We start from the raw sequence: 17,566 nt of genomic DNA, 5'->3' as shown, positions 1-17,566 counted from the left end.
CCCTTTGCGTTTGCAGCGATCTTTGACCGGGCTTAGATGCCCAGGCAGAGGTATTTGATTTCCAGGTAATCTTCGATGCCGTACTTGGAGCCTTCACGGCCCAGGCCCGAGGCCTTGATGCCGCCGAACGGCGCGACTTCGTTGGAGATCAGCCCGGTGTTGACGCCAACCATGCCGTATTCCAGCGCTTCCGCGACACGGAACACACGACCCAGGTCGCGAGCATAGAAGTACGAAGCCAGACCGAACTCGGTGTCGTTGGACATCGCGATCACTTCGGCTTCGTCTTTGAAGCGGAACAGCGGCGCCAGCGGACCAAAGGTTTCTTCCTTGGCCACAGCAGCATTTTTCGGCACGTTGGTGAGGATGGTCGGTTCGAAGAAGTTGCCTTCCATCGCCTTGCCACCGGCCAGCACGGTCGCGCCTTTGGCCACGGCGTCAGCAATGTGTTCTTTGACCTTGGCCACGGCTTTTTCGTCGATCAGCGGGCCAGTGGTGGTGCCGTCTTCCAGACCGTTGCCGATCTTCAGTTTAGCCACAGCCACTTTCAGCTTCTCGGCGAACGCGTCGTAGACCGAATCCTGAATGTACAGACGGTTGGCGCAGACGCAGGTCTGGCCGTTGTTGCGGTATTTGGAAATGATCGCGCCTTCGACGGCCTTATCCAGATCCGCGTCGTCGAACACGATGAACGGCGCGTTACCGCCCAGTTCCAGCGAGACTTTCTTGATGTCCTTGGCGCATTCAGCCATCAGCTGACGACCAATTTCGGTCGAACCGGTGAAGGACAATTTGCGCACGATCGGGTTGCTGGTCAGCTCGCTGCCGATGTCGCCGGCGCTGCCGGACACCACGCTGAACACGCCCGCAGGAATGCCGGCGCGCTGAGCCAGTTCGGCCAGGGCGAAAGCGGAAAACGGTGTTTGCGAAGCAGGCTTGAGCACCATGGTGCAACCGGCAGCCAGTGCCGGGCCGGCTTTACGGGTGATCATCGCGGCCGGGAAGTTCCACGGGGTGATCGCGGCGGTCACGCCGATTGGCTGCTTGATCACGATCAGACGCTTGTCTGGCTGATGACCCGGAATCACGTCACCGTAGATGCGCTTGGCTTCTTCGGCGAACCACTCGATGAACGAAGCGGCGTAAACGATTTCGCCCTTGGCTTCGGCCAGCGGCTTGCCCTGCTCGAGGGTCATCAAGCGCGCGAGGTCGTCCTGATTCTCGATCATCAGTTCGAACCAGCGACGCAGCTTGCCTGCGCGCTCTTTGGCGGTCAGTGCACGCCAGGCTGGCAGCGCTTTGTCAGCGGCTTCGATGGCACGGCGGGTTTCGGCGGCGCCCATTTTTGGCACGGTACCGAGGATTTCGCCGGTGGCCGGGTTGTTAACCTTGATCGTCTGACCGTTGTCCGCATCGACCCAAGCGCCATCAATAAAGGCTTGCTGGCGGAACAACTGGGTGTCTTTAAGCTGCATGTCGGCTTTCCTTAACAGCACCGCGGCCTGCGCGGAGCAAATTATGATTGTAGAAAGGCGCCTCGCAAGGCTGCCGTCAGGGAAATCAGTGACCGGGTGTGGCGCATCAACCGTGGACGATTCGAACCACCGGCGCTTCAACACCCGCTCAACGAGCGTTTGAAATCTCAAACGGATCGTAGGATCAAAGGGGTTAAAGGACAATAGGTCGTTCGAAAAAAAGAACAAAAACGCCGCTTTTGCCGGATTTTTCAGATCAACGAGCCAAACCCGGTGCCGAAGCAAAACCATAGATCAACCCCGGGAAAGCGCCAAGCGAGGGTTTTGCAGGACGTTACAGCTTTAAGGAATACAGCGATTTCAACCGACACGCGCACTGACAAACCCCAGCATGGACGCCCCGAGCCGACCTAGGTATGATGTCGCCCGCTGCACCAGTAGCTCAGCTGGATAGAGTACTGCCCTCCGAAGGCAGGGGTCGTGGGTTCGAATCCCGCCTGGTGCACCATTGATCTAAACGAGAAAGCCCCGGACTGATGAAGTCCGGGGCTTTTTTGTGGGCGATTGCATTTCAATTCTACTGAGGCTCACCACCTACAGCTTCAAACAATCGGGCAAGATCTCGCGCACTGTGCAAAACCCGCTCTATCTGAACGTCTCCCTCTACGATCGAGTAAAAAATCAAATAACGAGCATGAGTAATCATTTTCAGCCCCTTGGCACAATCTTCTCGCGAAATGCCTTGATTAGGCTGAGCGATCAAGTGATCGCACCGTACGCGCAACTCGCCAACGAAAGAACGTGCGCGCTTGGGATTATCGCGAGCGATAAAGCGGGCAATCTGCTGCAAATCCTCCCGTGAAAGCGCGGAAAAAAACAACCGCCTCATCAACGACTTTGCTCAGCTTCAACACCATCTATAAGCGCTTCAAGCTCATCGAATACAGTGTCAGCGGCGATTGCCGGACGGGGATCATTGCGGCTGGCCACAATCGCCTCGCGTAACTCGGCAGCTCGAAGGCGATCCAGCAACTCCTGGTAAGTCGCATGCGCCAAGAGATAAGCGGCGGGACGATTATGATTGAGAACGGCAATGGGTTCTGAACCCGCCTGCTCAATCACCGTACTCGGGCTCCGTTTCAGTTCAGTAATACTCACCGAACGACTCGCAAGCAACTGCTCCATGGCGACTCCAAAAGGTACATAAAAAAGTACCTTATAGTGCTCTTTTTAGAGAAGGAGGGTCAATGCTTATGAGTCTGTATAAAGAAACCGGGAAAAGGAGAGTGTTTACAACTTGAAGCCAGAATCCGCCAAAGCGGCTTTACTCCGTCGTCCAATCAAACTCATCATATTCTTCGTCATCCTCTTCCCCCTCAACCTCCTCAAAAACCTCGTCCTCATCAACGACGTTTTCTTCCGGCTGGTTCAGCAGAAATTCCTTACGTGCCTCGGTAATAGCGCGCCGCATCTCTTCGCCCTTTTGCGGGCAGTTGAGCAGTTGGGCAATGCGGTCAATTTTCGATGCCACGTTGTCCTCCGGCGTATTGGCAATGCCCCGATAGTGCGCGTTTTTGCGGGGCATTGCCAAATGGCTGAGGTTTACAGGGTCATTTTTCTTGCAACTGTTCGAGTCGGGCGTCGAGATCGACGTTCGGGTAGCGCTTATGCAGGTTATTGAACAGGCTATCGGCGGCTTGCGATTGGCCGGATTCGCGCAGACGCAGGACTTCGCGCAGTTGTTCGTCGAGGCCATTGGGTGGGGCGGCGGCGCGCTTGCTGACCTTGGCTTCATCGGCGCTGATCGCCTGGCTTTGCATAGGCGCGGCCATTTCCATCATCGGCGCGGGCGCGGCTCGGGGCGCTGCCGGGGCGGACAATCTGTGCAGTTGCGCGGAGTCCGCTTCGGCCATCGGCACAGCGAGTTTCGGCGCCGGGGCGTAGTCGTAATGGCGCAGCGGTTCGGGCGTGCGCTGCACCAGCGACAACATCAACGCGACGCCGACGAGGCTGGCGAATGCGACTTGCCAGCGCGGTTTGCGGCAGGCCCGCAACCAGCGTTGCCACAGGCTCGGTTGCACCGCAGGCGTTTCGCGGCGCGCGGTATTGAGGATGAATGCGTCGAGATGCGCGGGCGGTTCAGCGTTGTGCTGTTCGCGCACGTGTTTGATCAGCGGATCTTCGGGTGTCTGGCGGGCGTCAGTCATGTGAGTACCTCCTCGGCCAGCAGCCGACGCAGTTTTTGCTGGGCGTAGCGCAAGCGGCTTTTGACGGTTTCCAGCGGTGTTTCGGTGAGGCTGGCGATTTGCGCCAGGTCGAGGTCGCCGTGGGCGCGCAGCAAGAACACTTCGCGCTGGTCGGCGGGCAAGGTTTGCAGGGCGCTTTCGAGGCGCTGGCTGTCGCGGCTGAGGCTCAGCAGTTGCTCGGGATCGCTCGCTTCATCGCTGACCGCGTGAGTTTGTTCGTCATAGCTGTCGTGCAGCGGTTGTTGCGCGCCATGTTTGCGCCAGTGATCGATCAGGCGATTGCGCGCAATCTGGAACAGCCACGTACGAAATGTCGCGCGACCTTGTGGCTGACTGGCGCTGCGGATCAGGCTGAGCCAGGTTTCCTGAAACACCTCATCGGCCAATTCCGGTTTACTGCTCAACCCAAGCAGAAACCGGTACAAACCCTGTCGATGACGGGCGTATAAGATCTCGAACGCCGCGCCGTCGCCCTCGCGATAACGCGCCAGCAGCGATTCATCGCTGCTGGCGGTCGGGCTGTCTGCCGAAGCAAACAGCTGGCTGATAAAACCCTTCAGACGATTCACTTATTCAATCCGTCGTTCAGTGGCCTGCGCATTCGATGCGGTAGAAGTGCGCAGACTCTGCGTCAGCTGCACCAGTTGCACGAACTCGTTGCGCAAGCCGAAACGGTCGTCGCCGCGAGCGCCACGGGCCAGCGTTTCGGTGTCTTTCAGGCTGAAATCGCCGGTGTAACGAGCGTCCTTGAGTTGCTGGGAAAACGCGGCGACCGCAGCGGCAAAGCGTAGATCCTCACTGGCGCTTTTCACCTGATTGGCAATCGGCCGCTCGATCAGCAGACTTTTCCCACCTTCGGGCTGTTGATATCGCACACGCAGCATCGCCAATTCCCCGTTCGCCTCAGAAACCGCTGGCGTCGATTTGCCGTATCGCAACGGCTCCAACCAACCCTTCTCGCCTGCCGGAACAATTTCGTACAGCGCGGTCACCGTATGGCCTGCACCGATTTCGCCGGCATCGACCTTGTCATTGCTGAAATCCTCACGCTTCAGCGCGCGGTTTTCGTAGCCGAGCAGGCGATATTCGCTGACCTGCGCCGGGTTGAACTCCACCTGCAACTTAACGTTTTTCGCGACCACGGCGAGGGTCGAACCGAGTTGATCGACTAGAACCTTGCGCGCCTCGCGCAGGTTGTCGATGTAGGCATAGTTGCCATCGCCCGCATCGGCCAACTGCTCCATCAAATGTTCATTGTAGTTATCCACACCAAAACCCAGAGTGGTCAGCGAGATTCCGGATTTGCGTTTATCCACAGCCATTTGCTTGAGGCTGTCGAAGTCGCTGACCCCGACGTTGAAATCACCGTCGGTGGCCAAGAGGATGCGATTGATGCCTTTGCCGATGAAGGCCTGCTGCGCCAATGAATAAGCCAGTTCGATGCCTGAAGCGCCTGCGGTCGAGCCACCAGCGGTCAATTGCTCAATAGCTGTACGAATTTTCGTTTTTTCCCTTCCGGAAGTCGGCTCGAGCACCACTCTGGATTCTCCGGCATACACCACCAGCGACACGCGATCCTGATCGCGCAATTGATCGACCAGCAATTTCAGCGTGCTTTTGACCATCGGCAAACCTTCACGGCGATCCATCGAGCCGGACACATCGACCAGAAACACCAGATTGGCCGGAGGCAATTCCGCCACCGCGCGATCGGAAGCCTTGATGCCGATGCGCAGCAAGCGCGTGTGCGGGTTCCACGGTGAAGCGACCAGCTCGGTGGTCACGCCAAACGGCGAGCCATCGCTCGGCAGCGCATAGTCATAAGGGAAGTAATTGACCATTTCCTCGAGCCGCACCGCGCCTTCTGGTGGCAGGCGTCCTTGATTGAGCAAACGGCGGACGTTGGCATAAGCGCCGGTATCGACGTCGGCGCTGAAGGTTGAAACCGGGGATTCGGCGACGCTGTGGACCGGGTTATCGGCCAAGGCCTGATATTGCTCGCGCTGCTCGTCGCGATAGCCTTGTGGATAACTTTCGCTCTGCGGCATCGGCGCGCTGCCCGCGTTGGGCATTTTGTACAACGCGCGTTTAGCCATTGTGCTGTCGGCCATCAGCGCTTCCTGCTGGATCAATTGCGCAGGCTGAGCGGGCGCCGGCACGGCATCGGATTCCGGGTTGGAGGAAACGCCGCAACCGGCCACCGCCAGCAACACACCAACAGCAACGGGCCGCAAGAAATACACAGGACGGGACATGGGGGCTGACCTCGGGGATGAAATTGATCATTCATCCACTGAGACGGGCCGCCCCTTCAGTTCGGGTTAAACGCCGCTGAAAATATTTTCAGCGGTGATAACGCCGTACCGCACTGCTGTTGCGCAGGACGTGACCTTTGATTTTTTCCATCAGTTCAGCGCGGGTCAGACCGGCCGGCAAGGCATCCGGGGCCAGATCAAGTGCGTAGATCTGAATGATGTAGTGGTGCGCGCTATCGCCCACTGGTGGGCACGGGCCCATGTAATGGGTGTTGCCCTTGCTGTTGGTGCCGCCGACGCCTTCGAACGCGGATTTCGCACCGACACCGGCGGCAATCTGGTGCGTAGTGGCTTTGATGCCGTAGTGAATCCAGTGATCGACGCCCAGGCCTTTCTGGCCGTCCGGATCGTGCATGACGATCGCGTAGCTCTGGGTACCCGACGGGCCGGCGTTCCAGCTCAATGCCGGCGACTGATTCTTGCCACCGCAACCGGCCGCATCGCTGGCCGCTGCCGAGGTGAACAGACGGTTGTCGGAAACACCCGGGATGCTCAGGGTGAAACGCTCCTGGGCCTGCGCCGGAAACTGCACGCAAAGGGCGACGGCAATGGCCGCCAGCCAAGGGTTGAGAGAGGTCAATCGGGTCATTCCGGGAGCACCTTGTGCAGTTGGGCCGTCGTCGGCTTGCAGACTATAGCTGTACCGTTCGTGCCGTGGCACCAGGAAATCGCTGAACCTCGCACCACGGCGCAAACTCGTAAGAGAAATGCCCGTGAGGAAGCCGATCATGTCCCTGCACCGTGTCGCCCGCTTCGCCGATGTCCCTGAAGACCGTGGCCTGCAAGTTGAAATCGGCGACTGCAAGATCGTTTTGCTGCGAGCGGGAGTCCAGCTACGTGCATTTCAGGGCGAATGCCCACACGCCGGCGCGCCGCTGGCTGACGGCGCGTTGTGTCACGGACGGCTGATTTGCCCGTGGCACAAGGCTGCTTTTCGCGCGGAGGACGGCGCGTTGTGCGAGCCACCAGCGCTCGACAGTCTCAAGCGTTATCCATTGGAATTGCGTGGCGATGAGGTTTGGGTCGATGACCAAGCGCTGGCGGATCCGCACACGCCGCCGGCCGACGATTCACGCACTTTCGTGATTGTCGGCGCGGGGGCAGCAGGCATTGCGTGTGCGGCGGCTCTAAGGGAAAAGGGTTTTGGTGGCCGCATCGTGATGATCGACCGCGAACCCGACGCCGGTTACGACCGCACCGTGCTGAGCAAATTTGTCCTCGCCGGGGACATGCCGCCGGCAGAAACACCGCCGCTGCGTGATGAAAGTTTCTATAAAGAGCAGCGCATCGAACGCCTGCAAAGCGAAATTACTGACATCAATGCCGGGACTAAAACCCTGCACCTCAATGACGGCCAAACGTTGAGTTACGACGCCGCAGTATTGGCCACTGGCGGCGAACCCAATCCACTGGAATTGCCCGGCGCCGACCTGCCGCAAGTTTTCGTCCTGCGCTCAAAAGCCCAGGCCGAACAGATCATGAAAGCGGCCAGCCCCGATCAACGCGCAGTGATCATCGGCGACAGCTTTATCGCCCTCGAATGCGCGTCAGCCCTGCGTCAGCACGGTCTCGACGTCACGGTGCTGGCGCGCCACGAGATACCTTTCGCGGCGCAATTCGGCGAGGCGGTGGGCAAAGCGATCCGCGCGCTGCATGAAGAAAAAGGCGTGAAATTCATCACCGATCATGAGGCGACAGAGATTATTGGCGACGGCAAAGTCGAGGCGGTGCTGCTGGACAACGGCCTGCGCATTTCAGCCGATCTGGTACTGGCGGGGATCGGCGTACACCCGGCGACCGAGGCGTTCGCGTCACTGCCGAGGGAAAAGGATCAATCTTTGCGCGTTGATGACGGCATGCGCGTCACTGAAGGGTTGTGGGCGATTGGCGACATCGCCACGTTCCCGCTGCACGGCCAGCCACAACGCATCGAACACTGGCGCCTGGCTCAGCAACATGCGCGCATCGCGGCGGCCAATATGCTTGGCGGCGAGGAGCATTATCTGGACGTGCCGTTTTTCTGGACGTGGCATTTCGGCAAGAATTACGACTACCTCGGACACGCCGAGCATTGGGATGAAGTCGAGTTTCTTGGCGAGCCGGAGCATCCGCCGTTTATTGGGTTGTTCGGCAGAAACGGCATTCTGGTCGCCGCGGTGGCCTGCGAAAAGGAACGAGCGATGGCAATGCTCGCCGAACGCATGAAACAACCGCTGATGATGGAAGAAGCCTGGGCCCTCATCCGCGACTGACGCCCCCCCTGTGGGAGCCGAGCTTGCTCGCGAAAGCGTCGGGTCAGCCACTAACGATCTCGGCTGTGCTGACGTCTTCGCGAGCAAGCTCGGCTCCTACAGTGGATCGTGTGGTTCGCGAATTTTTGATCGTTCCCACGCTCCAGCGTGGGAATGCAGCCCGTGACGCTCCGCGTCACTGGACGCGGAGCGTCCCAAGAGGCATTCCCACGCTCCAGCGTGGGAACGATCGGTCAAGCACTGGGTTACCGGGTCAAAGGCTCGCGATTTTCGTCATCTTCGGCATGCAGAAAGATCACCCGGGGGTGCTCCAACGGTGCCAGCGGCGCTGGCAGTTCCGCCTGTTTGACTGGCCAGAAATGCGTCACCACATGGCTGATGTCGCCATCCTGATCGTTGTGAATGGTCATCACGCCCGGCGTGCGCAGCTTTTGGAAACGGTCATCGCACAGCTTGAAGCTCTTGCTCAGCCCTTCATCGTCAATCACCGGCGACGGCAATCGACGCTGGGCAAAGCTGCGACTTTTGCGCTGTTGATAGCGCGCCCAGGAAATCAGCACCACCGCGTTGACCAAGGCAATCCACATGTAGATCTGCAACGTGCCCAGCGCATCGAACGCCGAGTTGTCGATACGCGGCGCGCCCGCATGCGTCTCGATCAACGGCCACAATCCGCGAATCAGCAGATACAGCAGGCCAACCCACGCCAACACGGTGAGGATCACGTCGATCACTACCAGGAATGGCCGCTGGCGAGTCCGGATGATTTTCATTTGATGACCTCTTCTTCGTCGTCGCCGAGCGGTTTGATGCCCCGGTCAGGGCTGACCCAACGCGCACGTTTCTGATGTTGGCCGAACAGCACTTTCGGAAAACTGACCAGCGTGGTCAGCAGGCTGATGAGCCAGAATACCAATGGATACCAGACCACCCAGAACATGGTCTTGCCCAGGCCGGGCTCATAGCGGCGGTCGATGATGATGCTGACCGCGAACTGCACCAGGCAGACGAAAGCCAACAGCAAACCGGTGAAGGCCGGCGGCATCAGGTGATCCACCGCAATCGCTTCCGGCATGACCACGAATTTGCCGACGCCCCAGAAAATCACCGACAACAGGAAGGTGAACGCCCAACCGGTCGACAGGCAGTATTCGAACAGCAGCGGCCACAGGTAACGATGGCGGTACTGCCAGATGCCGCGAATGTTTTTGAACAGCACTTCGGCGCCGCCCTGAGCCCAACGCAGACGTTGCTTCCACAAGCCGCCGAGGGTTTCCGGCATCAGAATCCAGCACAGCGCGCGCGGCTCGTAAAAGATGCTCCAGTGATCGAGTTGCAGCTTCCAGCTGATGTCGATGTCTTCGGTGATCATGTCCGGGCTCCAGTAGCCCACCCGGTTCAGCGCGGTACGGCGGAACGCGACGATCACACCGGACACGGTGAAGATCCGCCCGAACACCCGTTGCGTGCGTTTGATCAAACCGATGATCGAGGAGAACTCGCCAACCTGAACCCGCCCGACCAGCGTCGAACGCGTTCGGATCCGAGGATTGCCGGTGACCGCGCCAAGGCGTGCGTTGTCCAGCATCGGCGCAACCAGATAGGCCGCGGTGTTCGGCGCCAGCAGCGCGTCACCGTCGATGCACACCAGATATTCACTGCGCGCGGCAATTGCGCCCATGCGCAGGGCCACAGCCTTGCCCTGGTTTTCCGCCAGGTGAAGAACACGCAGGCGCGGATCTTCCTTGGCCAACGCGTCGAGTACTTGCGCGGTGTTGTCCTTGGAGCCGTCGTTGATCGCGATGACTTCGATGTTCGGGTAATGCTGAGCCAACGCCGCGTGGATCGTATCGGCAGCGTTGTCACCTTCGTTGTAGCAAGGGATCAGGATCGAGATCAGCGGTTCGCCTTCCAGTGGCGGCGGCAGCGTGTCGTCTTTCCAAGGCCAGTGCCGTTCCCAGTGCAGCCAGAAATACAGGCCACCGGCAATCCACAACCCGGACATGAACAGCGGGTAGAAGAACACGAAGTCCATCAGGAACTGCCCGGTCACCAGGAAGATCAGCCCCAGCGGAACGCCGAGGACGATCGCCAGAACAAGCAGGGCTAACAGTCTATCCAGCATGTTATGGATTCCATTTGTTGGAGAGTGCAGGCCTTACGATTTTCAGGTCTGGCAGGTTGTCGAGGAAGTTGTCCGGGTAGTAACCGAAACTGGTCGCGCCCTGACGCTTGAGACGGCCCATCCAGTCCGCCATCACCGCTGCGTCAATGTCGGCCTGGTCTTTTTTCGTCCAGTCCCGCGCCTGCAATTCGAACACGGTGCGATCCAGTGCCCCGGGACGTTTTTTGACGATTTCGACCAGCGCTTCCAGCCACGGGCCGGACTGCGCCTGCGTCTGTTTTTCCATCAACGGCATGGCCATTGGCGCGGTCCAGTCGTAAGTCGCGAGGAAGTCGTCGAGGTTCTGCGCGAACCACGCTTCGCTGGCCGGATTGATCATCGGCTCGGCGAAAATATTGCGCGCGGTCTGCACCTGCGGGCCACGAATAGCGCGGACTTTGGCAGTCAGCTCGTTGGTGAAATCGATGAGGTATTTGCTCTTGAAACGCGTCCAGCGCTGCATCGCCGCCGGATCATCGCGAAGTGCGGCGATCGAACCCGGCAAACCATTGGCGGCGTAGACCTTCAGCGCCTGCGGGCCGGCGTCTTCGAAATCCGAGAGCACCGCATCGTCGTGATAAATAATGCCGTCGACCGAGGTCAGTCGCGCCACGTCTTCGTAGATTTCACCGATGATCCGCCGCACTTCCGGATCGAACGGCGACAGGCGTTTGTACTGATCCGGATCGACCGACGTGGTGCCGGTTTTCGGATCCCAGCGCGTCACCCGCGGCAGCTTCGAATCGAGGCCGAAACTCAGCACTGGCATCCACGCGAAGACTTTCACGTGAGCGCGAGTACGCAGTTGCCAGGCGACGCGGTCGAACAGGTCGGCGCGCACTGGCAAATGACGGTTGGGGAAGTACAGCGAATGCACCAGGCCATCGCCCTTCGGATCGGCAAAGGCTTGCAGGAACACCGTGTTGGCCCCGAGGTCAGCCATGCGCTGCACCAGTTTGCCGAGGTTGATGTCCTGTTGCGCCGGATCCGGGTCGTAGACGTTGTCCAGATCGACGTGCACCACGCGCATGGCGAAATCGGACTGCACCGCGACGACGCTGTTGGCGAAATGCTCGCCGTCAGGATCGGAGGCGACGAGGAAGCGCGGGCTGCTCATCAGGTTGTCGAGGGTATCGAGGCCGTCATCGAGGGTCAGGGCCATTTCATAGCCCTGCTCACCGACCACGGTCAGCGAAGTACCGTCCGCCGTGCCGTACGGCCAGACCCAGACCCGTGGTTTCTTGCCGGTGACCTTGCGGATTTTCTCCGAGATGTTGTTCACGTCAGTGCGGATCCGCGCCTGAAAATCGGCCTCGGATTCATAACGTTTGGTCACCGGATCGTAGCGACGGGTCGCGGCGGCAGGCTGCATGTTGCCCTGCGGGTTGGCCAGAATGCCTTTGTGGTTGGCGTCGGTGTGCGCAGCGATTTCCACCAGACCGGATTTCGAGATTTCGCGCACCTGATCCCAAGTGAGGAAATCAGAACGCGCACGCGGCGTGCCGGCGAAATCCACCGGCTGATTCAGCGGCGTGTCGATCCAGCTGCCGACTGGCGCCAGCAGCGCATGCCAGTTATAGGCGCGCAACACCGGCAGCACGCGGGTGTAGAAGCTCGAATAACCATCGTCGAAGCTGAGCAGAATCGCTTTCGCCGGCAGCTCCGGGCCGCCCTTGCGCGCGGCCATGATCTGGTCGACCGTGACCGGTTTGTAGCCGTTCTCACGCAGCCAGGCGAGTTGCTCGATCATGCGCTCGGTGCGCACCGCTACCACGGCCTGATCGGGATCGCGATCCTCGATATCGTGGTAGGCGATACCGAGTACGTGGTTTTTCGGCCACGGTTTTTCGCTGGCCGCGACCGGACGCTCGGACGGCGGCGCGAAGGCCGGAGCTTGCTGGGCGCAAGCGCTGATCAACAGCACTCCCAGCAGAAGGATGAAACGCGAAATCAAAGGCATCTTCAAACTCTTCTAGAAGCGGAAAGTGAGGTCGACGAGCAGACGCAGATCGGTCTCCCGATCACCGTCGTAAGGCCGGTTGATCACACTGAACAAACCGCCCACCTCGAACACGTCGTTCCAGGCATAGCGTTGGCCGTAGCCGAGCAAGGCCATGCCGCCGGTGCCGTGATCACGCTGGCTATACGTCCCCGCGCCGGCCTGGAATTGCTGACTCCAGGACGTTTCGTAGCGGTGGTAGAGGACGTGATTGACGTTGACCAGCGGCATCACGCTGAAGTCAGATTTCGGGTTGAAGTACGGCACGTCATCGGATTTCGAGTTGTGGCTGGTGCCGACTTCCAGACCGGCATCGACCTGAATGTTCGGCGCGCTGTAAACGCCCTCGCGGCCGGTGAGCAAGGCCTCGACGCGGTCGTTGCCGTCGCTGAAGTGCGACGGGCTCACCGACAGACGCCACTCGCGGCTTTCGTTGGCGCGCCAGCGGATGAAACCGCTGCCGCCGTTGGCCTTGATGTCGCTGTTGAGCGCGCGCAGCGGTGTTTCCGCCGAGAGGTATTCAAGGCTGCCGCCGTACTGCCAGTGGTCGTTGATGTCGCGGGCGATCGCCAGACGCGCGCCCTGTTTGTCGCCGTAGCCGTAATCGTGATTGGAGACTTCGGCTTCGAGGGTCATGTCGCGGGTGCGCCGTTCCAGACCGACACGCTGGAAGCGATGGTTGCCGGTGCCTTCGGCAAAATCACCGGTGGCGTAACCGACGCCCGCAAACACACGCCAATCCTCATCAATCGGCGGGCTGTAAATCGTGCTTTGAATACCGAAATCGCGGCTGCCACTGACCGCACCGGCACCGCTGCTGCCGCCACCGTTGGCCTTGCCGCCGTAGGCTTCGACACGCAGTTCGGACATGTCGTGAACTTCACGCTCACGGGCCAGACGCTGCACCTGGCGGTTGTCCGGATAACGTGCGACGACGTCATCGGTCAGCGCATCCATCTGCCGCCATTCCTGCAATTCCATCGCGGTGTGCGCCTGACCGATTTCCAGGCCCATGTCGCGCGGCACCATGCTCTCGGTTTCCTTGAGCTGCATTTCTGCGCGGCGTGGCCAGTTGCGGGCCAGGTACAAATCGGCCTGGGCCAGACGCAAACCGGTATTGCCCGGCGCCTGATCGACCAACGTCTGCAGGCTTTGTTCGCCGTGGGGCAGATCGGAACTGTAGGTGCCGGCCTGCGCTGCGAGTTGTTGCGCGTCCATCCATTCATCGTTCGGGTTGCCGACTGGCAAGCCCTTTAGCTCGATGCGCGGACGCTGCGATTTGGCGGCGTCTTCGGCGACTTTGCGCGCCTCGTCGGCACGGTCACTTTCCAGCAACGCGTAATACAGCGCGGTGCTGTCTTCGAGGCGGTTGCCGACGTCGGCGTCCGGCGCGGCGAGCACTTGGCGATACAGGTCGGTGGCGATTTCCGGCTCACGCTGATCGAGATAAGACGCCGCGACCCAACGCAATGCGTAGGTCGGAATCTGCACGCCTTCGGCTTGCAGTTTCTGATATTCGGCGATGACGTCGGCGGTGCGCGCGCGGGCCTTGAGCGCGCCCATGCGGTCGATGCGCCAGCGGGTCACGTCTTCCTTGGCGCTGGCGTCCGGCGTCCAGGTGGCGAGGAGTTTGTCGTAGTCAGCCAGCGCACGATCGGCGATGACATAGCGTTCCTTTTCGCTGCGACTGGCCATTTCGGCGAGACGCACACGCTCAGCGGCCAGATCACCTTCGAGGCGACGCAGCGTGACCGGATCAATCAGTCCCGGACGTTGATTGGCCAGGCGCAGCGCGGGCTCTGGCAGACGGGCCTTTTGCAGCGCGACCACATATTCACGGGCAACTTCCGGTTTGTTGCCGGCGCGAATAAAAGCCTGATCGTATTCGAACAGCGCGTCGTACTGTTTGCCCGCGCGATTGAGTGCGTAGCCCAGCGCGAGGCGGCGTGCAGGGTCATCGGGTTTGGCAGCCACCAGCGCTTGGGCGCGCGTCACGGCTTGGTCGGGTTTACCGCCATCCGCTTGCGTCAGGGCCAGGCCCAGTTGCAGGTCGGCGTTATCCGGCTCCAGCGCGAGGGCCTTGTTGTAGACCTGAGTCGCCTGATCCCAACGCTTGAGGTTGCGATAAGCACGCGCGGTGGCGGTCAGTGCCTGCACCGGCAGCACGCGGTCGCGGCCCTGGGTTTCATAGACTTGCACAACTTCAGCGTCGAGCCCGGCCCAACTGGCGATTTGCAGGTGATCGCTGATCTGCCCGGTGGTCGACTGACCCGGCGGTACCTGACGCAACACCGTCAGCGCAGGCGTGTACTGCCCGGCACGGGCATCGCGCACCATCTGATCATAGGGTGTGTCGGCAAACGCCATGACCGGCCAAAGCAATTGGCTGCACAGCGCGACACGGAACAACGGGCGTAAACCACGATGCAATACGGGAACATCAATACGCGGCATTCGTCAGCATCCTTACATGGCCAGCCGGGTCGCAATGCCCTCCTTGCCCATTCGTAACGGTGGCCGAAACTGACAGCCTCGGCCAAGCTTAGTCAGGCAGTCTTGCATGCAAGCGTAGACCAATATCGAGAACACAATAATTGTTCAGAATCGCCATGGCGGTTCTGCCGAAAAGTCAAAAACCCAAACCCCAGACAGCAAAACGCCCGGCGTCTGTGCGGTACAGAGGCCGGGCGTTGCTATTAAGCGCGCAGAATTACTGCACTTGCGTGACGCCGGCGAACTTGCTCATCAGGAAGCCGACAAACTGCTCAACGGTCATCTTCTGGCCGTTGAATTCGACCTGATTGGCCGCGTAATGCAGCTTGGTCACGACGTTGCTGCCGTCGACGACGGCCAACTGCGAACCGACCGCCATGCCGGCGAACATGTCGGCCGCTTCCTTGGACTGATCAACGATCGCTTTAGCATCGGTCTGGCCGTCGAGTTGCGCCTGCACGCTGAGCAGATCGATCAGCATCGGCTTCGACACCTGAATGTTCAGGTCGAGCAGCGCGATCAGTTGTTTGGCCAGTTGATCCGGTGGCAGATCCATCGATTGCGGCTTGGTCAGGTCGATGACCAGATTGGCCTTGCTCTCACCGTTGGCGGTGTTGAACGAGAGGTTTTCCAGCGCAAATTGCGGGCCGGCAGCCAGCAGTTTTTGCAGATCGGCTTTGACTTGCGCGTCTTCCGCTTCGGTCAGGTTCAGCTCTGGCGCTGGCAAGCCTTGCGCGGCAGCCTCGGCGGCGGCTTTTTCGTACGGCTGCAGCTTGGTCTGGTAGATCTGCATCAACGACAGGGTCGACGGGATGTCGAGGTTTTTCAGGCTCATGGCCAGGTTCGCCGAGCCGATTTTCTTGTCGTTGAACGACACTTCGCCAATCTTGTAGTCGGCGCGGCCGGAGGCGTTGCTGCCGTTTTCTTCGGTGAGGTTCTTCATTTCGAAGTTCTTCACGCCGAGCACCGACTGCTTCGGCCCGAAGGTCGATTTGCTGCTGGTCAGCTCGATGGTGTTTTCGCCGGTGTAGTAGCCGTAGGTGCTTTTGGCGAGGTTGCTGGCCAGGGTCAGACCGTTGAGCTCGATCTGTACCGGCGCCTGATCTTCAGCCACGGTCACCAGTTTCAGGTTGTCCATGTAGCCGTTGGCCTTGACCTTCTGCGCCTTGGCGTTGGCGGCGATGTCCATGTTCAGGCCGGAGAATTTCAGGCTCGATTTGTCGTCCAGCGCGGTTTCAAACGGCACCAGTTCGAGGGTGCTGTTGGTCGATTCGTCGTAGCCGATGCTGGTCACGCCTTTGAGCGGCGCGGCGCCTTTGGTCGCGGCAAACCATTTTTCGGTGGCGGCGTTCTTTTCCAGCTCGTAGTTGCTGGTGGCCATGACCGGCAGCCATTTCAGCGACAGCAGACGCGAGAACGGCAGCGGGCCGTGTTCGATGTGGTCAACGAAGAGCAGCTCGACCGGCGCGTCGCCGAACATCTCGCCTTCACCTTTCAGGCGATAGTGCGCGGTGCTGGTGAAGGTGTGGCGATCCAGCGACACCAGTTCCAGCGACGCGGTGCCGTTGGAGCCGGCCATGGCGGTTTGCAGTTCTTTGTTGGCGTTGCTGACGGCGTCGTTCAACACGCCTTCGATTTTGGTCCCGGTGTACCAGGCCCCGCCCACGCTGATCGCACCGATGGCAACAACAATTCCGAGAAGCACGCCTGCTGATTTATTCATGAATGACCTGATCGATTTCCGTGGCTGTGAGTGTGGTCGTCTTCCCTGAACCCGTGACCGGGTTGCGGCTCGACTCCGCTTAATTCAGCGGTGGAGATTAGCACCGGGCGCGGGAAGTGACCCAATGATTAAAGGTGAAAGAGTGTCTATGGACACTCGGGCAAGCAAAAAGATCGCAGCCTGCGGCAGCTCCTACAGGGAAACGCGTTCCAATGTAGGAGCTGCCGCAGGCTGCGATCTTTTGCTGTTCAGGAATACTGAACCTCAATCTCATCCAACTGATGATCAAAGCTCTTCAGCCGCGCAGTCCAAGTATAAACAAGCACTTCAAAATCCCGATCAATCACCGCCCCACCCGGCCCATCGGCCCGGGGGTCGCAGAAATCCAGCTGATAACGCTCACGGGCCATGGCCGTGGCGACATCGGAGAGTTCGCGGGCGTTGTTGAGCCAGTGCCAGCCCTCGCCATCAATCTGTTTGTCGAGTTCCAGGCACTGTTTTTTCAGCGCTTCGAGGCTTTTTTCCAGCGGCGTGCCGGTGAGTTCGCCCATGACTTCGGCGAACGTTCGGCCCGGTTGCCAGTAGCTGCCCCAGAAATACCGGTCGAACACGGTTTCGACCCGGCGCAGGGCGACTTTGGTGTCCCAGATCAGCACCCGCGTCTTGCCCTGTTCGAGCTGGCGCTTTTTCACCCGCTGAACCTGGATCGACGCCCACGCCACACCGACGATCGCCATGACCGCGATCAGCGCCGTCACGCTGTCGAGAAAGATCATGGCCTTGTCGATCTGGTGGGCCAGCATGATGCCGTAGAAATAGGTGGCCGACAGCAGCACCAGCGCTGCGAGGGCGCACCAGAAGCCGAGAGCGTAAGGGTTTTTCATTATTGGTTTCCCCTA

15 protein-coding genes and 1 tRNA gene are annotated in these 17,566 nt (G+C 59.8%); 2 read left to right on the top strand and 14 right to left on the bottom strand.

Annotation, left to right across the window (positions count from 1 at the left end; genetic code table 11):
* Nucleotides 1–32: 32 nt before the first annotated feature.
* Entirely contained in the window at nt 33–1,475 is a 1,443-nt protein-coding gene (gene gabD, locus GVL50_RS04900; protein ID WP_053116466.1) for an NADP-dependent succinate-semialdehyde dehydrogenase, read from the bottom strand.
* A 431-nt stretch (nt 1,476–1,906) separates the two neighbouring features.
* Here gabD and GVL50_RS04895 point away from each other — a divergent pair.
* Nucleotides 1,907–1,983, top strand: a tRNA-Arg gene (locus tag GVL50_RS04895).
* A 69-nt stretch (nt 1,984–2,052) separates the two neighbouring features.
* On the opposite strand, the gene GVL50_RS04890 is transcribed toward GVL50_RS04895, so the two are convergent.
* The 7 genes from GVL50_RS04890 to GVL50_RS04860 form a co-directional block, all read right to left on the bottom strand.
* A complete protein-coding gene (locus tag GVL50_RS04890; RefSeq protein WP_159811952.1) occupies nt 2,053–2,364 on the bottom strand; it encodes a type II toxin-antitoxin system RelE/ParE family toxin in 312 nt (103 codons plus the stop codon).
* Nucleotides 2,364–2,660: a type II toxin-antitoxin system Phd/YefM family antitoxin gene (locus GVL50_RS04885; RefSeq protein WP_159811951.1), complete on the bottom strand. Its 297-nt coding sequence runs from the start codon at nt 2,658–2,660 to the stop codon at nt 2,364–2,366. Before GVL50_RS04885 ends, GVL50_RS04890 begins: the two co-directional genes overlap by 1 nt.
* 139 nt (nt 2,661–2,799) lie before the next feature.
* The gene (locus GVL50_RS04880; RefSeq protein WP_256671822.1) at nt 2,800–3,066 is read right to left on the bottom strand and encodes a hypothetical protein; all 267 of its coding nucleotides are present in this window, start codon (nt 3,064–3,066) and stop codon (nt 2,800–2,802) included.
* A gap of 19 nt (nt 3,067–3,085) precedes the next feature.
* Nucleotides 3,086–3,682 (bottom strand): hypothetical protein, encoded by a 597-nt coding sequence (locus tag GVL50_RS04875; protein ID WP_159811950.1) that lies wholly within the window; start codon nt 3,680–3,682, stop codon nt 3,086–3,088.
* Nucleotides 3,679–4,260: an RNA polymerase sigma factor gene (locus GVL50_RS04870; RefSeq protein WP_178124155.1), complete on the bottom strand. Its 582-nt coding sequence runs from the start codon at nt 4,258–4,260 to the stop codon at nt 3,679–3,681. The genes GVL50_RS04875 and GVL50_RS04870 overlap by 4 nt, the downstream gene beginning before the upstream one ends.
* A gap of 30 nt (nt 4,261–4,290) precedes the next feature.
* Nucleotides 4,291–5,976 carry a VWA domain-containing protein gene (locus GVL50_RS04865; RefSeq protein ID WP_159811948.1) on the bottom strand — a complete coding sequence of 562 codons (1,686 nt, stop codon included), beginning with the start codon at nt 5,974–5,976 and terminating at the stop codon, nt 4,291–4,293.
* A gap of 88 nt (nt 5,977–6,064) precedes the next feature.
* Entirely contained in the window at nt 6,065–6,625 is a 561-nt protein-coding gene (locus GVL50_RS04860; protein WP_159811947.1) for a YbhB/YbcL family Raf kinase inhibitor-like protein, read from the bottom strand.
* 139 nt (nt 6,626–6,764) lie between these two features.
* Between GVL50_RS04860 and GVL50_RS04855 the strand changes: the two genes are divergently transcribed.
* Entirely contained in the window at nt 6,765–8,288 is a 1,524-nt protein-coding gene (locus GVL50_RS04855) for an apoptosis inducing factor family protein (RefSeq protein WP_159811946.1), read from the top strand.
* A 245-nt stretch (nt 8,289–8,533) separates the two neighbouring features.
* Here GVL50_RS04855 and pgaD read toward each other — a convergent pair whose 3' ends face one another.
* The 6 genes from pgaD to GVL50_RS04825 form a co-directional block, all read right to left on the bottom strand.
* The gene (pgaD, locus tag GVL50_RS04850) at nt 8,534–9,061 is read right to left on the bottom strand and encodes a poly-beta-1,6-N-acetyl-D-glucosamine biosynthesis protein PgaD (RefSeq protein WP_159811945.1); all 528 of its coding nucleotides are present in this window, start codon (nt 9,059–9,061) and stop codon (nt 8,534–8,536) included.
* On the bottom strand, nt 9,058–10,413 hold the full coding sequence (pgaC, locus tag GVL50_RS04845; RefSeq protein WP_159811944.1) for a poly-beta-1,6-N-acetyl-D-glucosamine synthase: 1,356 nt from the start codon (nt 10,411–10,413) through the stop codon (nt 9,058–9,060). Before pgaC ends, pgaD begins: the two co-directional genes overlap by 4 nt.
* Before the next feature lies 1 nt (nt 10,414).
* On the bottom strand, nt 10,415–12,412 hold the full coding sequence (pgaB, locus tag GVL50_RS04840) for a poly-beta-1,6-N-acetyl-D-glucosamine N-deacetylase PgaB (protein WP_159811943.1): 1,998 nt from the start codon (nt 12,410–12,412) through the stop codon (nt 10,415–10,417).
* Nucleotides 12,413–12,424: 12 nt separating this feature from the next.
* On the bottom strand, nt 12,425–14,905 hold the full coding sequence (pgaA, locus tag GVL50_RS04835) for a poly-beta-1,6 N-acetyl-D-glucosamine export porin PgaA (protein ID WP_053116455.1): 2,481 nt from the start codon (nt 14,903–14,905) through the stop codon (nt 12,425–12,427).
* A gap of 256 nt (nt 14,906–15,161) precedes the next feature.
* On the bottom strand, nt 15,162–16,667 hold the full coding sequence (locus tag GVL50_RS04830; protein WP_159811942.1) for a YdgA family protein: 1,506 nt from the start codon (nt 16,665–16,667) through the stop codon (nt 15,162–15,164).
* Between the two features lie 248 nt (nt 16,668–16,915).
* Nucleotides 16,916–17,551 (bottom strand): hypothetical protein, encoded by a 636-nt coding sequence (locus tag GVL50_RS04825; protein ID WP_053116453.1) that lies wholly within the window; start codon nt 17,549–17,551, stop codon nt 16,916–16,918.
* Between the last annotated feature and the right edge of the window lie 15 nt (nt 17,552–17,566).

Origin of the sequence: Pseudomonas sp. 18058, assembly GCF_902706155.1 — a bacterium.
Taxonomy (GTDB): Bacteria; Pseudomonadota; Gammaproteobacteria; order Pseudomonadales; family Pseudomonadaceae; genus Aquipseudomonas; species Aquipseudomonas rustica.
Note: the sequence above shows the minus strand (reverse complement) of the source record. Positions and strands in the feature narration are given on the sequence as shown.